This is a genomic window from Variovorax sp. Varisp46 (assembly GCF_059491885.1).
In genome coordinates, this window is record NZ_CP168515.1 from 5,171,321 (window position 1) to 5,187,549 (window position 16,229).

Here is a 16,229-nt window from a genome sequence, read left to right on the forward strand (position 1 = left end):
GTCAGACGGCCAGGCGCTTGCGGCCCTTGGCGCGGCGTGCGTTGATGACGGCGCGGCCGCCGCGGGTCTTCATGCGGACCAGGAAGCCGTGGGTACGGGCGCGGCGGACTTTGGATGCTTGATAAGTGCGTTTCATGGTGATTTCCTATTTCCCTGTTCGCGCCGGTTCTTCGCACAAAAAGCATGAAGTACCTGCGGGCCGCCGGGGGAGCGTGTTTCGGATGGTCCCCGAAAGACGCAAGAGGTTTTCAGGGAAACCCGCAATTATCGCAAACATTGGCCGCCGGAACAATCTTCGAGTGGATTTGCGGGCCTTTCGATCGGCCCGGCGGCGTGTGGATAAGGTTTTGACAAGTTAGAATGCCGGGCGCCTTCCAGCAGAGAATATCCACAATACCTATACCAAAAAATGCCCGAGGGTCTCATCACTTTTTCAAGCGCCCATGTCGACTGACGGCATCGGCGAAAGCCTCTGGCAGGCCTGCGTCGACCAACTCGCGCAGGAGCTGTCAGAGCAGCAATTCAACACCTGGATCAAGCCCCTGACTGCGCAGGTCGCCGACGACCTCTCGCGCATGACGGTGTTCGTCGCCAACCGCTTCAAGCTCGACTGGATCCGGGCTCAGTACGCCGGCAAGATCGCCGCCATGGCCGAGAAGATGTACGGCCAGCCGGTCGCCATTGAGTTAGCGCTTGCTCCTCGCGAAGCGGCCGTACGCCCTGCACCTGTGGCCGTCATGGCCGAAACCGACGTGCCGCGCGACGTGGCCGGCCCGGGCGAGGAGCCGGCCGCCGCGGGCTTCAAGAACAGGCTGAATTCCGGTCTCACCTTCGACACCCTGGTCGAGGGCACGGCCAACCGCATGGCGCGCGCCGCGGCCATGCACGTGGCCGGCATGCCGGGCCATCTTTACAACCCGCTTTTCATCTACGGCGGCGTCGGCCTGGGCAAGACCCACCTGATGCACGCTGTGGGTAACCGGCTGCTGGCCGACAAGGCGGATTCCAAAGTTCTCTACATCCATGCCGAGCAGTTCGTCTCGGATGTGGTCAAAGCCTATCAGCGCAAGACTTTCGATGAGTTCAAGGAGCGCTATCACTCGCTCGATCTGCTGCTGATCGACGATGTGCAGTTCTTCGCCAACAAGGACCGGACGCAGGAAGAATTCTTCAATGCGTTCGAGGCCCTGCTCGCCAAGAAGTCGCACATCGTGATGACCAGCGACACCTACCCGAAGGGCCTGGCCGACATCCACGAACGCCTGGTGTCGCGCTTCGATTCGGGCCTCACGGTGGCCATCGAGCCGCCCGAGCTCGAGATGCGCGTGGCCATCCTGATCAACAAGGCGCGCGCCGAATCGGCCGAAATGCCGGAAGAAGTGGCCTTCTTCGTCGCCAAGAACGTGCGCTCCAACGTGCGTGAACTCGAAGGCGCGCTGCGCAAGATCCTGGCTTACTCGCGCTTCAACCAGAAGGAGATCTCGATCGCCCTGGCGCGCGAGGCGCTGCGCGACCTGCTGTCGATCCAGAACCGTCAGATCTCGGTCGAGAATATCCAGAAGACGGTGGCCGACTACTACAAGATCAAGGTCGCCGACATGTACAGCAAGAAGCGTCCGGCCAGCATTGCGCGGCCGCGGCAGATCGCGATGTACCTGGCCAAGGAGCTCACGCAGAAAAGCCTGCCCGAAATCGGCGAGCTGTTCGGCGGGCGCGATCACACGACGGTGCTGCACGCGGTGCGCAAGATCTCGGGCGAGCGCCAGCAGCTTACCGAGCTCAACCAGCAGCTTCACGTGCTCGAGCAGACGCTCAAGGGCTGACCGCCGAATGTCATCAAGAAAGCCCCTCGCGACAGCGGAGAATGGCGCCCTTACAAGCTGATTCAAAGAGATAGAGAAGAGGAAGAAGACATGATCGTTTTGAAGGCAAACCAAGACAAAGTCCTCGCCGCGCTGCAGTCGGTGGCGGGCATCGTGGAGCGGCGTCACACCTTGCCGATCCTGGCGAACGTGCTGATCCGCAAGACCGGCGGCCAGCTGCAGCTGACCACCAGCGACCTCGAAATCCAGATCCGCACCACCGCCGAGCTCGGCGGCGACGAAGGCAGCTTCACAACCACCATCGGCGCGCGCAAGCTGATCGACATCCTGCGCACCATGCCGGCCGACCAGACCGTGAGCCTCGAGTCGAGCGCGAGCAAGCTGGTGCTCAAGGGCGGCAAGAGCCGCTTCACGCTGCAGTCGCTGCCCGCCGAAGACTTCCCGCTGGTGCAGGAAGCCGCCAATTTCGGCCCTGTGTTCAGCGTGCCGCAGAAGACGCTGAAGGACCTGCTCTCGCAGGTTTCGTTCGCGATGGCCGTACACGACATCCGCTACTACCTGAACGGCATCCTGTTCGTGGCCGAAGGCAAGCAGTTGAGCCTGGTCGCCACCGATGGCCACCGCCTGGCGTTTTCCTCCGCCATGCTCGACGTCGAGGTGCCGCGCCAGGAAGTCATTCTTCCGCGCAAGACCGTCATCGAAATGCAGCGCCTGCTGTCGGACGCCGAAGGCGCCATCGAGATGCAGTTCGCGAACAACCAGGCCAAGTTCAGCTTTGGCGGCATGGAGTTCGTCACCAAGCTGGTCGAGGGCAAGTTCCCCGACTACAACCGCGTGATCCCGAAGAACCACAAGAACAGCGTCACGCTGGGCCGCGCGCCGCTGCTGGCCAGCCTGCAGCGCACCGCCATCCTGACGAGCGAGAAGTTCAAGGGCGTGCGCCTGAACATCGAGCCGGGCACGCTGCGCATCGCGTCGAACAACGCCGAGCAGGAAGAAGCGCAGGACGAACTCGACATCGACTACGGCGGCGACGCCATCGAGATCGGCTTCAACGTCACCTACCTGATCGACGCGCTGTCGAACATGGACCAGGACATGGTCAAGCTGGAGCTTGCCGACTCCAACAGCTCGGCGTTACTGACCATCCCCGAGAACGCATCCTTCAAGTACGTCGTGATGCCGATGCGTATCTAGCAGACAGACCCCGAAGCGCCTTGCGCACACAGCCCGCGGCCCTCCGCGGGTTTGCGCTTTCAAGAGGCGGCGAATTGAGCTTTTGAGAGCCCGAAAAATCACGTGAATGCCGTGAGAGACAGAGGAATATCCGAATGAGTGCTGAAGAAAACAAGCCCGAAGTGCCGCACACCGAGCCGGTCTACACGCCTGAAGTTCAGGTCGTGCCGCCCGAGGCCATAGCCGCCGACACCAGCTATGGCGAAGGCTCGATCACGATCCTCGAAGGGCTCGAGGCCGTGCGCAAGCGCCCCGGCATGTACATCGGCGACACCTCCGACGGCACCGGGCTGCACCACCTGGTGTTCGAAGTCGTGGACAACTCCATCGACGAGGCGCTGGCCGGCCATTGCGACGACATCGTCGTGACCATCCACTCCGACAACTCGATCTCCGTCACCGACAACGGCCGCGGCATCCCGACCGGCGTGAAGATGGACGACAAGCACGAGCCCAAGCGCTCGGCCGCCGAGATCGCGCTGACCGAACTGCACGCCGGCGGCAAGTTCAACCAGAACAGCTACAAGGTGTCGGGCGGCCTGCACGGCGTGGGCGTGAGCTGCGTGAACGCGCTGAGCGTGATGCTGCGCCTCGTGGTGCGCCGCGAAGGCAAGATCCACGAGCTCGAATTCAGCCGCGGCTTCGTGCAGGACCGCCTGCTCGAAACGGTGAACGGGGTCGAAGTCTCGCCCATGAAGATCATCGGCGACACCGACAAGCGCGGCACCGAGGTGCATTTTCTGCCCGACACCCAGATCTTCAAGGAGAACTCGGACTTCCACTACGAGATCCTCAGCAAGCGCCTGCGCGAACTGAGCTTCCTGAACAACGGCGTGCGCATCCGCCTGAAGGACGAGCGCACCGGCAAGGAAGACGACTTCTCCGGCGCCGGCGGCGTGCGCGGCTTCGTGGAGTTCATCAACAAGGGCAAGACCGTCCTGCACCCGAACTCGTTCTACGCCGAGGGCGAGCGCCCGGCCGACACCTACGGCGGCATCCCCGGCACGCACATCGGCGTCGAGGTGGCGATGCAGTGGAACAGCGGCTACAACGAGCAGGTTCTCTGCTTCACCAACAACATCCCGCAGCGTGACGGCGGCACCCACCTGACCGGCCTGCGCGCGGCGATGACCCGCGTCATCAACAAGTACATCGAAGAGAACGAGTTCGCGAAGAAGGCGAAGGTCGAAGTCACCGGCGACGACATGCGCGAAGGCCTGTGCTGCGTGCTGAGCGTGAAGGTGCCCGAGCCCAAGTTCTCCAGCCAGACCAAGGACAAGCTCGTGTCCAGCGAAGTGCGCGCGCCGGTGGAAGACATCGTCGGCAAGCTGCTGACCGACTACCTGCAGGAACGCCCGAACGACGCCAAGATCATCTGCGGCAAGATCGTCGAGGCTGCCCGCGCCCGCGAAGCCGCCCGCAAGGCCCGCGAAATGACGCGCCGCAAGGGCGTGCTCGACGGCATGGGCCTGCCCGGCAAGCTGGCCGACTGCCAGGAAAAGGATCCCGCCCTGTGCGAGGTCTACCTGGTGGAGGGCGACTCCGCCGGCGGCTCCGCCAAGCAGGGCCGCGACCGGAAGTTCCAGGCCATCCTGCCGCTGCGCGGCAAGATCCTGAACGTCGAGAAGGCGCGCTACGAGAAGCTGCTGACCAGCAACGAAATTCTCACGATGATCACCGCGCTGGGCACCGGCATCGGCCGCGCCGGCGCCACCACCGCGGGCGGCGGGGCGGACGACTTCAACGTCGCCAAGCTGCGCTACCACCGCATCATCATCATGACCGACGCCGACGTCGACGGCGCCCACATCCGCACGCTGCTGCTCACCTTCTTCTACCGGCAGATGCCGGAGCTGGTGGAGCGTGGCCACATCTACATCGCGCAGCCGCCGCTGTACAAGGTGAAGGTCGGCAAGGAAGAGCAATACCTGAAGGACGGCCCCGCGCTGGACGCCTTCCTGCTCAAGGTGGCATTGAAGGACGCGAGCCTGCAGACCGGCGGCGCGAACTCCACCACGCTCGCCGGCGATACCCTGGCCGAGCTGGCGCGCAAGCACCAGGTGGCCGAGGCCGTCATTGCGCGCCTGCGCAACTTCATGGACGCCGAGGCGCTGCGCGCGATTGCCGACGGCGTGGCGCTCGACCTCGACACCACGCCCGCCGCCGAGGCTTCGGCCGTCGCGCTGCAGGCCAAGCTGCGCGAGCTCAACACGACCGGTGTGCCGGCCGAGGTGAGCAGCGAATTCGACGCCCGCACCGACAAGCCGCTGCTGCGCATCAGCCGCCGCCACCACGGCAACATCAAGAGCAGCGTGCTCACGCAGGACTTTGTCCACGGCGCCGACTACGCAGCGCTCGCCGAAGCCGCCAACACCTTCCGCGGCCTGCTGAGTCCCGAAGGCGCGCTGGTCAAGCGCGGCGAAGGCGAACGCGCCAAGGAAGAAAAAGTCGACGACTTCCGCCAGGCCATGAAGTGGCTGATCAGCGAAGCCGAACGCGCCACCTCGCGCCAGCGCTACAAAGGCCTGGGCGAGATGAACCCCGAGCAGCTGTGGGAAACCACCATGGACCCGACCGTGCGGCGCCTGCTCAGGGTGCAGATCGACGACGCGATCGAAGCCGACCGCGTGTTCACCATGCTCATGGGCGATGAGGTGGAGCCGCGCCGGGAGTTCATCGAGCAGAACGCGCTGCGGGCGGCGAATATCGACGTGTGATGATGGTCGTCACCCACATCCGCGGTCCCGTGCCGCACCGCTGAAGAGCCTGAAAACGCCCGGTCACCCGGGCGTTTCTCATTGCAGGCGCAAGGTTGTGGCGAGCCCGCCGTTCGAGCACGGGCCGTCGGAGTATTCGGCTTCGCCCGACGGGCCGATGCACTTGGTCACCTTGACGGTGGGCGTTGCCACGCGGGGAGGCTCGACAGGGGCACCCTCCAGCGGAACGAGAGACGCGACGGGGAGGGCGGCCGGCCTCACAGGCCGCGCAGCTTCCTCGCGATCGCTCGTCACGGGCGGCTGGACGAACGCAGCCGGGACGCTCGCCTGAACCGGCGCGCGTGCCGCGCTTTCCCGTACCAGCCCCTGGAGGGTCGCATAGAACAGGAACATCGCCACGAGTGCCACCCCGAGGCACGGTGCCCAATACTGCGGCGGCCCCCAAGGCCCAAAGGACCGGCCAGGCCGTCCTCTCAGCGCCGCAGCCATGGCCAGCCCCCGGCCTGCAATGCGCCCGCCAACCGGGCGATCCCTCCGGTGCCGCTCGCCGCGCGCCCGATCAGCGCACCGCCGGCCGCACCGACGGCGATGCGCGCCAGCAACGAGCGGCTGCGGCCCGCCGCCAGCAGCAGCAAAACGCCGGCGCCCAGCACGGCGAGATGCTCACCGGGATAGTCGGCGCGCGCGGCATCCACTTTCCTGAAGTCGTCGATGGTCGATTGGAATGTCATGGCCGAAGCTCCTTGTTTGCGTTCAGCCGTTCTTAACCCGCGCCGCCATGTGCGGCTGTAGGCGCGCGCCATGCCCGCCGGCGGAATCCGTCCCGAAAACGCCGCAGACCGAGGCACATCAGGGTTTCCCTCAGGCTTGTCAGTAAAAGTACCGGCAATGCACGTCACAAGGCCGTCATCAGCTATGAAAACAATAGCATTCACCTCCAATCCGAAGATCGTTCCTCGTAAACGCTATATCTAGCCCGACTCTTGCTAAGCAAAATCCCCGACGGATTTCACGTCACGCAAGATCGAGGACCACACAGCAATGAACCCTACGCGTCTCCGCCGGCCCCTGGCCGCGCTGGTATTGGGCGGTACAGCAGCATTCCTCGGGGCCGTGACTTCAGCCCACGCGTTCTCGAACCCGCCCATCCAGGTGGCGCAGGGCATCGAATACATGTGCGGCGGCACCGCCAAGGACGAAGCCGCGTTCATGGAAATGGTGTCGCCGCGCTGGGCCGCGACCATCGATTTCGGCGTCAGCGACGGCAAGGGGGCAGGGGTGCCCGGCTTTCCCGCCAAGGCCCTCATTGAAGTACGCCAGAAATACACCGGCCAGGTTGTGATGGACGTGCAGTCGCAAGGCCCCTACATGCTGGCGCGCCTCAATCCGGGCGCCTATGACGTGAACGTGACGCTCGGCGGCCTCACGCTGACGCAGTCGCTGGTGGTGATTGCCGGCATGCCGGCGCGTGCGTCGTTCGTGTGGCCCTCGAATTTCGACATGGCCTCGGTCGCGCCTTCGTTGCCACAGGCGCTGGCGCAGACGTCCACCGCCCGCTGAGCTTTTTTCCGGTCAGCCTTTCCTAAGCCGCGAACCGCACAGTGACGTCGTGGCTTCTCGCCACGACGACAAGGAAAGGATTCCGACCATGAGCACCCGTTTTCCATCATCGCGCGCGATGCGGCCGCTGGCGGCGGCTCTGTTCTGCGCCGCCGTTGTGCTCGGCGCGCTTTCGCCCGCCCAGGCGGCGGTGAACCCGCCGATCTACATGGCGCACGGTGTCGAATACATGAGCGGCGGCATAGGCAGCGACGAGGCCCAGCTGATGGAGACGGTGTCGCCGCGCTGGCCCGCCACCTTCGAATTCGCGGTCAAGGACAGCAAGGGCGCCGACTTCGCGGCCAACGTGCACGTGACGGTGCGCGACAGCAGCGGCACCGCACTGCTCGACAACGTGGTGTCGGGCGGCCCGTTCATGGTGGCGCGCCTCGATCCGGGCACCTATGAGGTCGAGGCCCGCATCGGCAGCCATGTGCTGAAGCAACAGCTGCACGTACTGCAGGGCGCGCCGGCCAAGGCGAGCTTCATCTGGCCGGCAGGCACCGACATGGCTTCGGCCGGCACGCGCACGGTGCAGTAACGCGGCGAAAGTGGGCGCCGGCACCGCGGCGGACCGGTACCGTTCTTGTGGGTCCGGCAGAGCCTTGAAGCCTGCTATCCGGGCGCATTGCGCTATAGAAAAAATAGCTATCGCCGCACTTCCCGGCGCCTTGAATGCGCGGCATGCGCCTTGCAGATGAGGTGTCCCGGGCAGTGCCCGATTTCATTGCCCCGATGCCGATCCGTCCCCTGAGCGCCCTGACCGCGCTGTTGCACGTCTATATCGCGCTGCGCCTGCTGCCCGCGCTGGCCGTGCTCACGCCCGCGTGGCCGCTGGCGCTGTTCGCGCTCGCGGTGTCCGCGGTCACGATTCCGCTGCCTTTCGTGTCGCGCCGCATCGGGCGCGACGCCGCCACGGGCGATGTGCTCAAGTGGATCGGCCTGATCGGCATGGGCTGGTTCTCGTCGATGTTCGTGCTCACGCTGCTGCGCGACGCTGGCCTGCTGCTCGCCTGGCTCGCAAGCGCGTTGGGCGGTGTGCCGGTGCAGTGGAATGTGCTGCAGCCATGGAGCGCGCTGGCCGTGCTGGCGATGGCCACGGCCACGTCGGCGATCGGTTTCCTCAATGCGCGCCGCACGGCCGGCGTGAAGCGGGTGGACGTGCCCATCCGCGGCCTGCCGCAGGCACTCGAAGGCTTCACGATCGCGCAGCTCAGCGACATCCACGTGGGTCCGACGATCCGGAACGCGTACATCCAGCGCATCGTCGATGCGGTGAATCGCCTGGGCGCGGACGCCATCGCGATCACCGGCGACCTGGTCGACGGCACCGTGCCGGAACTGCGCGAGCACATCGCGCCGCTGGCCGGTCTGCGTGCGCGCCACGGCACCTTCGTGGTCACGGGCAACCACGAGTACTACGCGGGCGCGCATGCCTGGATCGACGAGCTGCGCCGGCTGGGCCTGAAGGTGCTGCTCAACGAGCACGTGGTGCTGCAGACGCGCAACGTGCGCGGCGCGCAGACCGATGAAGAGCTCTTCGAAAGCGCGCTCGTACTCGCCGGCGTGACCGACTTCACTGCCGGGCACTTCGACGCGGCGCACGCCAGCGATCCGCACCTGGCGCTGCACGATGCGCCGCCGCTGGTGCACACGCGCGTGCTGCTTGCGCACCAGCCGCGCAGCGCGCCGCTGGCTGCGGCGGCCGGCTACCAGCTGCAGCTGTCTGGCCACACGCACGGCGGCCAGTTCTTTCCCTGGAACCTGTTCGTGCCGATGCAGCAGCCTTTCACGGCCGGCCTGCACCGCCTGCAGGACATGTGGGTGTACGTGAGCCGGGGCACCGGCTACTGGGGCCCGCCGAAGCGCTTTGGCGCGCCTTCCGAAATCACGCTGCTGACGCTGGTGCCGGCGAAGTCCTGAAGAGCCTGCTCAGGATTCGAGTTCGGCCAGCCGGCGTGCGTTGGAGGTCGCCGCCGCGTGGATCGGCTCCAGGCCCTCGCGTGCGATGCGCGCCGCGATTGCCGGCAGCTGGCTCGCGGCATCGACCGTGCCTGCGGCCGATTGCACGAACGCATCGCCATGCGCGGCCGCCTGGGCCGGCGTGACGCTGCCCGCCAGCAAGAAGAAGGCCGTCGTGCCCTGGACCCATTGCTGCAGCACCCGGCTGGCGAGCGAGAAATGGCTGCTGTGCCACTGCTTCGCCATCGCGATGCCAGCCTCGCTTGCAGCCGCCAGCTTTTCCTGCCCCATGAGCTGGAATTCCGCGAGGTCGGCCGCACTGGGCGTGAGCCCGGCCTTGGCGATGCGCTCGGTGCGCATGCGGATCACGGAGCCGGACGACAGCAGCATCTCATGGGTCTTGAAGGCCAGGTCGAACCACTGCATGAGCGGATTGGCCAGGCGGGCGGCGGAGGTGAGGGAGGGCATGAGGGCAGTGCGCTGGAGGAGGTCGGACCACTATAGGCTTCGCCGGCCCGAAAATGCTGCAGTGCAACAAAGCCGGCACTGCATTTTTATTGATCGGGTCCTACTTCCCGATGTGGAAATTACGTGCCGAGCGAATGCTGAACAGGGTTGAGATTGATGATGTCTTCCTGTTTCATGTCACTCATTACGGGCCGCATCATGAGATTTCGCGTCGCCACACCCCTCCGGGCCGCCCTGTTCACGGCCCTTTCGGCTCTTCCGGGCGCGGCGGCCCATGCATTCGAAGACAGCGCAACGGGCATGTACGTCGAGGGAGGCCGCGCCCCGCACGGGCAAATGGGCAGCGCCGATTCGGCCACGGTGGGCATGACCTTCCCATGGTCACCGCGCCAGCCGGTGCGCGAAGGCGCACTCTCGGGCTACTGGGATGTGTACCTGAGCAACTGGCATGCGCCGGCCCTCGGCAACGGCCCGCGCAACTACACGCAGATCGGCGCCATCTACACCTGGCGCTACCGCTTCGACCATGGCGACTCGCCCTGGTTTGCCGAAGGTGGCGTCGGCGGCAGCGTGATGGATCACGTCTACAGGACGCCCGACCGCAGCTTCAGCACCGCCTTCCAGTTCACTGAGGTGCTGGGCATCGGACGCAGCTTCGGCGAGCACGGCGCGCATGAACTGTCGCTGCGCGTGCAGCACTTCTCGAATGGCGGCATCAAGAAGCCGAACCCGGGCGAGACCTTCGTCCGGCTGCGCTACGCCTATCGCTTCTAGCGCCCCGCCATCCCCAGCCGCTTCGCTCTCGCCTCCGTCACCAGATAGCCCAGCGCGGCCACCATCAGCGGCAGCAGGTAGTACAGGCCGCGATAGGCCAGCAGCGCGCCGAGCAGCTGGGCTTCCGGCACCTCGTGCGACAGCAGCGCCACGAACACCGCCTCGAGCACGCCGAGCCCCGCCGGCACGTGCGTGACGACGCCGGCCACCGCCGCCACCAGCAGCACCGCGAGCACCTGCGGATAGCCGACCTGACCCTGCAGCAGGAACCAGATCACGCCGCCGATCAGCGACCAGTTGGTGCATGACATGGCGAGCTGCAGCAGCGCCATCGCCAGCCCCGGCGTCCTGAACGCATGGCCGCGCACGCGCCAGACGCGCCCCTTCGCCGCTGCGCACAGCACCAGGTAGGCCAGGGCCACCATCAGCAGCACCGCGCCGAGCATGCGCAGGTCCTCGTGGTCGAATTTCCAGCCGGGCGGCAGCCTCATCGGCCAGAAAAGGAATGCTGCACCGGCCACCACGAGGTAGCCGAGCCAGTTGGTCAGCATGCTGAAGCCGAGCACGCGAGTGATGGTCTCGTTCGCGAGGCCCAGGCGCGAATAGAGCCGGTAGCGGAAGGCCACGCCGCCCACCAGCGACCCGAGGTTGAGGTTGAAGGCGTAGCTGATGAAAGTCACGCCCATCACCGTGCCCGTGCCGAGCCGGTGCCGCGTCAGGTGCCGGCCCAGCAGGTCGTAGGTGCTGTAGAGCGCGAAGCTGCAGGCCGCCAGCGCGCCGGCCGCAAGCAGCACGGCGGCAGGCAGCAAGCGGATCGCGTCGAACACCTCGTCCCAGTGGATGGTGCGCGCCTGCCGCACGAGCAGCCACGCGATCAGCGCGAAGAAGCCCCACGTCGCCGCGCGGCGAATCCAGGGCCACCAGCCGTGGTGGGAGAGGGCCATGGTGCTCATCGATTCGATGCGGCGCTCCCGCTCAGGCGGCCTCCGTCCGGGTGGCGCCGCCGGCCGGGTCGCTGCGGCCGCTGCCGCGCCGGCTCGCGAGGTCGGTGGCCTCGGCCGGCGTCAGGCGCGGCGCGTGTCGCGGCAGGCGGCCCAGCAGGGCCGGGTACCAGCGCAGGATGTGGAAGACGAAGAAGCTGCGCACCAGCCGCCAGCCGCTCCATTCGCTGGCGAGATCGGCCGCCTCCACCTGTTTGCAGCTGTGCTGCATCAGCCGGTCCATGCGCTCCCACAGCACCTGGTTGAAGGCCGCGTCGCGCACGATCACGTTGGCCTCGAGGTTCAGCGACAGGCTCAGCGGGTCGAGGTTGCTCGACCCCACGGTGCTCCACCTGTCGTCCATGAGCGCGACCTTGCCATGCAGCGGACGGTCGCAGTATTCGTAGATGCGCACGCCGGCATGCAGCAGGTGGTGGTAGAGCATGCTCGCGGCAGTCTTGACGATCGGCATGTCGGGCTCGCCCTGCAGGACGAGCCGCACGTCCACGCCGCGCCGCGCCGCGCGCCGCAATTCCTTGATGAGCAGGTAGCCCGGAAAGAAATACGCATTGGCGATCACGATGCGCTTGCGCGCCGCGCGGATGGCCGCACGGTACTGCCGCTCGATGTCGTTGGTGTGGCGCCGGTTGTCGCGCGTGACGAACATCGCATCGGCCTCGCCGGCGCGGACCTGGTTCACGGGCGGCGCCAGCTTCAGCCGGCGGCGGAACCAGCTCGCGCCCTTGCCGCCGAGCGCGATGGCGCGCAGCACGAACTGGTGGATCTCCCCCACGATCGGGCCCGCGAGTTCCACCGCATAGTCCTGCTTGGCCTTGGGTCCGAAGTCGAGCAGGTGGTCCGCCGAATAGTTGATGCCGCCGACGAAGGCGCGCTCGCCGTCGACCACCACGATCTTGCGGTGCATGCGGCGGAACACGTTCAGCCGCTGGCCCATGAAGCGCTGACCCGGATCGAACACCCGCACCTTCACGCCGGCCGATGTCAGGCCCTCGATGAACTCGCGCGAGAGATCCGGCGAACCGAAGCCGTCGATCATCAGGTCGATCTTCACGCCACGCTGCGCCGCCTCGCGCATGGCGGCGTGCAGCTGCAGGCCGACCTTGTCCTCGAACAGGATGAAGGTCTCGGCGATCACCTCGCGCCGTGCCTTGCGGATGGCGTCGAACACGCGCGGGAAGAACTGCTCGCCGTTCTCCAGCAACTCGATGCGGTTGCCGCCGGTCCAGTGGTTGTTGTTGTTCCTGCTGCTCATGGCTCGCGCGCGCACTGCGCTCACAGGTCGATGTCCGCCACCAGCGGGGCGTGGTCCGACAGGTGCGACCACGGCCGGCGCGGCAGCACCACGGGCGCGTGCACGCCGGCATTGCGCACGTAGATGCGGTCCAGCGGCAACACGGGGAAGCGGGCGGGAAAGGTCCTGGCCGCGCGGCCGTTGGCATGCACGAACACTTCGCGCAGAGCGGCGCCTTTTTCCAGGATCTCGTGCGCGCGGCCGCGCCAGTCGTTGAAGTCGCCCGCCACGATCAGCGGCGCGTCGGCCGGCACCTCGTCGCGCACGATGTGGCAGAGCAGCTCGAGCTGCTGCTGCCGGTGCGCCTCGGCCAGCCCGAGGTGGGCGCAGACCGCGTGCACGTCGACGACGCGGCCCGGCAGCCGCAGCACGCAATGCAGCAGCCCGCGCTTCTCGGGACCGCTCACGGACACGTCGTGGTTGCGGAAATGCACGATCGGGAATTTCGAGAGCAGCGCATTGCCGTGGTGGCCTTTCGGATACACCGCATTGCGCCCGTAGGCGAACTGCGGCCACATGGTGTCGGCCAGGAATTCGTAGTGCGGCGCTTCGGGCCAGTTGCTTACCCTGCGCGAATGGCGCGAATGGGTGCCGAGCACTTCCTGCAGGAACACCACGTCGGCGCCCACGGTGCGCACGGCGTCGCGCAGCTCCGGCAGGATGAACCGGCGGTTGAGCGCGGTGAAGCCCTTGTGGGTGTTCACCGTCATGACCTTGAGCGAGGTCGGCGCGGCCTGCGCGGACGCCGCGGCGTCTGGAATGGGAGAGGAGGACATCGTTGTGCAAGTTGTACGTTGCCGCGCCCCTCCTGACTGTAGGAACTCGCCACCTCCTTCCGCCCCCTTTCACGCGTGGGCGGCCGGCTCCTACAGGCAGGCCTGCCGCACCCCCACACGGTGGGAATTTCGCTGCTTCTACGGTGATTTTCGAGGGCTCGGAAAGCAGCCCGCGTTTCATCCTCGACACCGACACAAAGCCACAAGGAGCACATCCATGAAGCAAATCACTTTTCACGCCACGGTTCTCGCCGCGTTGCTGGGCATGGCCGGCATCGCGTCGGCACAGGCCACGTCCATTCCCGCCCAGCCCGACCCGTCGGTGGGCGGCGAAGCCAGCACCATGACGCCTGCCGGCGTCGCAAATCCGCCGCAGCGCCCCGACGCCTCGATGCCCATATCGCGCGAGGCGGTGAAGGCCGAGGCCCGTGTGCAAAACCGCAACAATGCCAACAGCGTGGTGCCCAAGGGCGAGGCGTCCACCACCGTCAACCACCAGCCCAACGCCATGCCGCAGCCGACCGGCGAGATGTCCCGCGCGGAGGTCAGCCAGACGGGGCGCAAGGTCAAGCCGCAGTTCGGCCAGAAGGGCGAACGCCCTGACGTGGTGACCAATCCGACGGACAAGACGGGCACGCCGCAGTAAAACCCGCCCGTCGATGAAAAAAGCCCGCAGCGCTTTCGCGTTGCGGGCTTTCATTCGATGGCGCCGTCACCGGCGCAGCGGGTGTGGATCAGCCCTTGGCAGGTGCCGGCGCACCGCGCTGGCCTTCATGGCCGCGATGGCCGTCGTGGTCGCCCCGGTGGCCGCCGAAGTGCACGGTCTCGGCGTCGAAGGTCTTCTGCTGCTCGGGCGTCAGCGCAGCGTAGAAAGTCTTCGTGGCTTCGGCGCGCTTGGCGAACATCGCGCTGCGTTCGGCACGGCGAGCCTCCATGCGCTCCAGGCGCTGCGGCGTGGTCAGCTTGGCGAACTCGGCACGGTCCATGTGCGGACGCGGACCGCCGGGCGGCTGCGTCGCGGCGGTGAAGGTGCTCCATGCGCCTTCCTGGGCCGCGGTGAGCTTGAGCTTGTCCTTCAGGGCGGCAAGACGCTTGGTGCGGCGCTCCTGCATGCGCTCCATGCGCTGGGCGGGGTCCATGCGCTTGTGCTGCGCCTTGGGCACCGCGGCGTTGTCGGCCTGGGCCACCGCGGCGGCGGGTGCGGCTGGGGTGGAGGCGGCCGGCGCTTGAGCGAACGCGCCCGAAGAGGCGAGGGCGGCCGAACCCAGCAGGCTGGCCCAGACGATGCGTTGGCGAAGAGAAATCATGAGAAGTGCTTCCTTTCGAAGAAGCCCGCCACCGATGGGCAGCAGGTGAGACGAAGTGTGGAAGCGCTCTGTATCGCCTCCGTTAGGCCGGCGTGAGCTTGCGTAAAGAATGATGTACAGCGAGCGCGAAAGCGGCCTGTTGGCGTGACTTTTTACTTGGGCCGGGGCCGCTTCAGCCCGCGGTCTGGCACCTGCAGCCTGCCGGCGCGCAGGTCGCCGACCGCCCGGGCGACGGCGCGCGCCACGTTGCGCACTTCTTCCTGCACGTCGGCATCGGCATCGAGCGCGTCGTGGCTGGTGGCGTAGGGTTCGTAGTAGCCGATGTAGCGATCGAGCAGCGCCTGCGTGCCGGCGTCGACCAGCCCCATCCAGTCGAGCCAGTCGACGAGGCTTCGGCGCACGCTTTCCACGCCTGTCACGTCGCCGTGCACCACCACGCCGTAGACGCGGCCGTCGAGGTGCTTGGGATAGCCCCAGCCTTCGAGTTCGAGCGCCTTGGCTTCCTCGGGATTCTTGCCATGCGTGCTGGTGGGGTCCGGGTTGCCGCCGTCGGCGCACACGAGGCGGTCGATCATGAGCTTCAGCGGACTCGCCGCCTGGTACCAGTGCGTGGGCGTGAGCAGGATCACGCCATGCGCGGACACCCAGCGTTCGTAGATCTCGTTCATCCAGTCGCCGGTCTGGCGCAGCGAATGGTTGGGATAGCAGCTGCAGGGCCAGTGGCACAGCGGCATGGCGGTGGAGACGCAGCCCTTGCAGGGGTGGATCTGCCGGCCGTACTCGGAAGCGAGCAGGCTCAGGTCGAGCAGGTCGGTCTCGATGCCGCTGCCGTCGAGCACCTCGCGCGCCAGTTCGGCCAGCCGCCATGTCTTGGAGACTTCGCCGGGGCAGGTGCCGTCGTTGCGCGGCGACCCGTTCACCAGCAGCACGCGCGAAGGCGTCTGCGGCAGGCCCCAGGCCAGCTGCGCCGCGTCGATGCGGGCCTTGGCTTCGAGCCAGTCGACGGACAGTTCGTAGTCCGGGTCCGCATAGCCGGGCCCCGCCCTGCGGGTGACGGGCGCCTTGCGGCCTTGCTCATAAGCTTCCCAGGCGATGAGTTCGATGCGCCGCAGCGACTCGGCCTCGGCCTGGAAGGCCGGGTCCTGGAAGGGCTGCATGAAGCGTTCGTGGAACTGGGCGCGTTGCAGCGTGGCCGGCGCCTGTCCTTTTCGGATCGTGGTGGGCATGAGCGCAATCTAGGGGGCCCATGCGGTGGCCGGAACCCTGCCCGATGCC

The 16,229-nt window shown here is 66.6% G+C and carries 16 protein-coding genes; 8 read left to right on the plus strand and 8 right to left on the minus strand.

Annotated features, from left to right (window positions below; all coding sequences use genetic code 11):
• Nucleotide 1: 1 nt before the first annotated feature.
• Entirely contained in the window at nt 2–136 is a 135-nt protein-coding gene (gene rpmH, locus ACEN9N_RS24515; RefSeq protein ID WP_007834827.1) for a 50S ribosomal protein L34, read from the minus strand.
• A 307-nt stretch (nt 137–443) separates the two neighbouring features.
• Here rpmH and dnaA point away from each other — a divergent pair, with 307 nt between their 5' ends.
• From dnaA to gyrB, 3 genes are all read left to right on the plus strand, one after another.
• A complete protein-coding gene (gene dnaA, locus ACEN9N_RS24520) occupies nt 444–1,823 on the plus strand; it encodes a chromosomal replication initiator protein DnaA (RefSeq protein ID WP_007834823.1) in 1,380 nt (459 codons plus the stop codon).
• Nucleotides 1,824–1,913: 90 nt separating this feature from the next.
• On the plus strand, nt 1,914–3,020 hold the full coding sequence (gene dnaN / locus ACEN9N_RS24525) for a DNA polymerase III subunit beta (protein ID WP_007834821.1): 1,107 nt from the start codon (nt 1,914–1,916) through the stop codon (nt 3,018–3,020).
• 134 nt (nt 3,021–3,154) lie between these two features.
• A complete protein-coding gene (gene gyrB, locus ACEN9N_RS24530; RefSeq protein WP_007834820.1) occupies nt 3,155–5,776 on the plus strand; it encodes a DNA topoisomerase (ATP-hydrolyzing) subunit B in 2,622 nt (873 codons plus the stop codon).
• A 473-nt stretch (nt 5,777–6,249) separates the two neighbouring features.
• On the opposite strand, the gene ACEN9N_RS24535 is transcribed toward gyrB, so the two are convergent.
• Complete coding sequence (locus ACEN9N_RS24535; protein ID WP_007834816.1) at nt 6,250–6,507, minus strand: hypothetical protein; 258 nt, start codon at nt 6,505–6,507, stop codon at nt 6,250–6,252.
• Nucleotides 6,508–6,817: 310 nt separating this feature from the next.
• Here ACEN9N_RS24535 and ACEN9N_RS24540 point away from each other — a divergent pair, with 310 nt between their 5' ends.
• From ACEN9N_RS24540 to ACEN9N_RS24550, 3 genes are all read left to right on the plus strand, one after another.
• A complete protein-coding gene (locus ACEN9N_RS24540; protein ID WP_413313649.1) occupies nt 6,818–7,336 on the plus strand; it encodes a peptidase associated/transthyretin-like domain-containing protein in 519 nt (172 codons plus the stop codon).
• Nucleotides 7,337–7,424: 88 nt separating this feature from the next.
• On the plus strand, nt 7,425–7,916 hold the full coding sequence (locus ACEN9N_RS24545; RefSeq protein ID WP_495654728.1) for a hypothetical protein: 492 nt from the start codon (nt 7,425–7,427) through the stop codon (nt 7,914–7,916).
• 134 nt (nt 7,917–8,050) lie between these two features.
• Nucleotides 8,051–9,298 carry a metallophosphoesterase gene (locus ACEN9N_RS24550; RefSeq protein WP_413313647.1) on the plus strand — a complete coding sequence of 416 codons (1,248 nt, stop codon included), beginning with the start codon at nt 8,051–8,053 and terminating at the stop codon, nt 9,296–9,298.
• A 9-nt stretch (nt 9,299–9,307) separates the two neighbouring features.
• Here ACEN9N_RS24550 and ACEN9N_RS24555 read toward each other — a convergent pair whose 3' ends face one another.
• Nucleotides 9,308–9,805, minus strand: coding sequence for a polyhydroxyalkanoate granule-associated phasin (locus tag ACEN9N_RS24555; RefSeq protein WP_495654729.1), 498 nt, complete (start codon nt 9,803–9,805; stop codon nt 9,308–9,310).
• Between the two features lie 198 nt (nt 9,806–10,003).
• Between ACEN9N_RS24555 and ACEN9N_RS24560 the strand changes: the two genes are divergently transcribed.
• Nucleotides 10,004–10,579 (plus strand): acyloxyacyl hydrolase, encoded by a 576-nt coding sequence (locus tag ACEN9N_RS24560; protein ID WP_413313645.1) that lies wholly within the window; start codon nt 10,004–10,006, stop codon nt 10,577–10,579.
• Here ACEN9N_RS24560 and ACEN9N_RS24565 read toward each other — a convergent pair.
• The 3 genes from ACEN9N_RS24565 to ACEN9N_RS24575 are packed head-to-tail and all read right to left on the minus strand — an operon-like array spanning nt 10,576 to nt 13,647.
• Nucleotides 10,576–11,532 (minus strand): lysylphosphatidylglycerol synthase domain-containing protein, encoded by a 957-nt coding sequence (locus ACEN9N_RS24565; RefSeq protein ID WP_495654730.1) that lies wholly within the window; start codon nt 11,530–11,532, stop codon nt 10,576–10,578. The genes ACEN9N_RS24560 and ACEN9N_RS24565 overlap by 4 nt on opposite strands.
• 22 nt (nt 11,533–11,554) lie before the next feature.
• Nucleotides 11,555–12,832, minus strand: coding sequence for a cardiolipin synthase ClsB (clsB, locus tag ACEN9N_RS24570; protein WP_413313689.1), 1,278 nt, complete (start codon nt 12,830–12,832; stop codon nt 11,555–11,557).
• Nucleotides 12,833–12,852: 20 nt separating this feature from the next.
• Complete coding sequence (locus tag ACEN9N_RS24575; protein ID WP_413313643.1) at nt 12,853–13,647, minus strand: endonuclease/exonuclease/phosphatase family protein; 795 nt, start codon at nt 13,645–13,647, stop codon at nt 12,853–12,855.
• Nucleotides 13,648–13,864: 217 nt separating this feature from the next.
• Here ACEN9N_RS24575 and ACEN9N_RS24580 point away from each other — a divergent pair, with 217 nt between their 5' ends.
• Entirely contained in the window at nt 13,865–14,293 is a 429-nt protein-coding gene (locus ACEN9N_RS24580) for a hypothetical protein (RefSeq protein ID WP_007834801.1), read from the plus strand.
• A gap of 88 nt (nt 14,294–14,381) precedes the next feature.
• Here ACEN9N_RS24580 and ACEN9N_RS24585 read toward each other — a convergent pair whose 3' ends face one another.
• The gene (locus tag ACEN9N_RS24585; RefSeq protein WP_413313642.1) at nt 14,382–14,954 is read right to left on the minus strand and encodes a Spy/CpxP family protein refolding chaperone; all 573 of its coding nucleotides are present in this window, start codon (nt 14,952–14,954) and stop codon (nt 14,382–14,384) included.
• A 152-nt stretch (nt 14,955–15,106) separates the two neighbouring features.
• Nucleotides 15,107–16,180, minus strand: a complete 1,074-nt coding sequence (locus ACEN9N_RS24590) for a flavodoxin family protein (protein WP_495654731.1) — start codon at nt 16,178–16,180, stop codon at nt 15,107–15,109.
• Between the last annotated feature and the right edge of the window lie 49 nt (nt 16,181–16,229).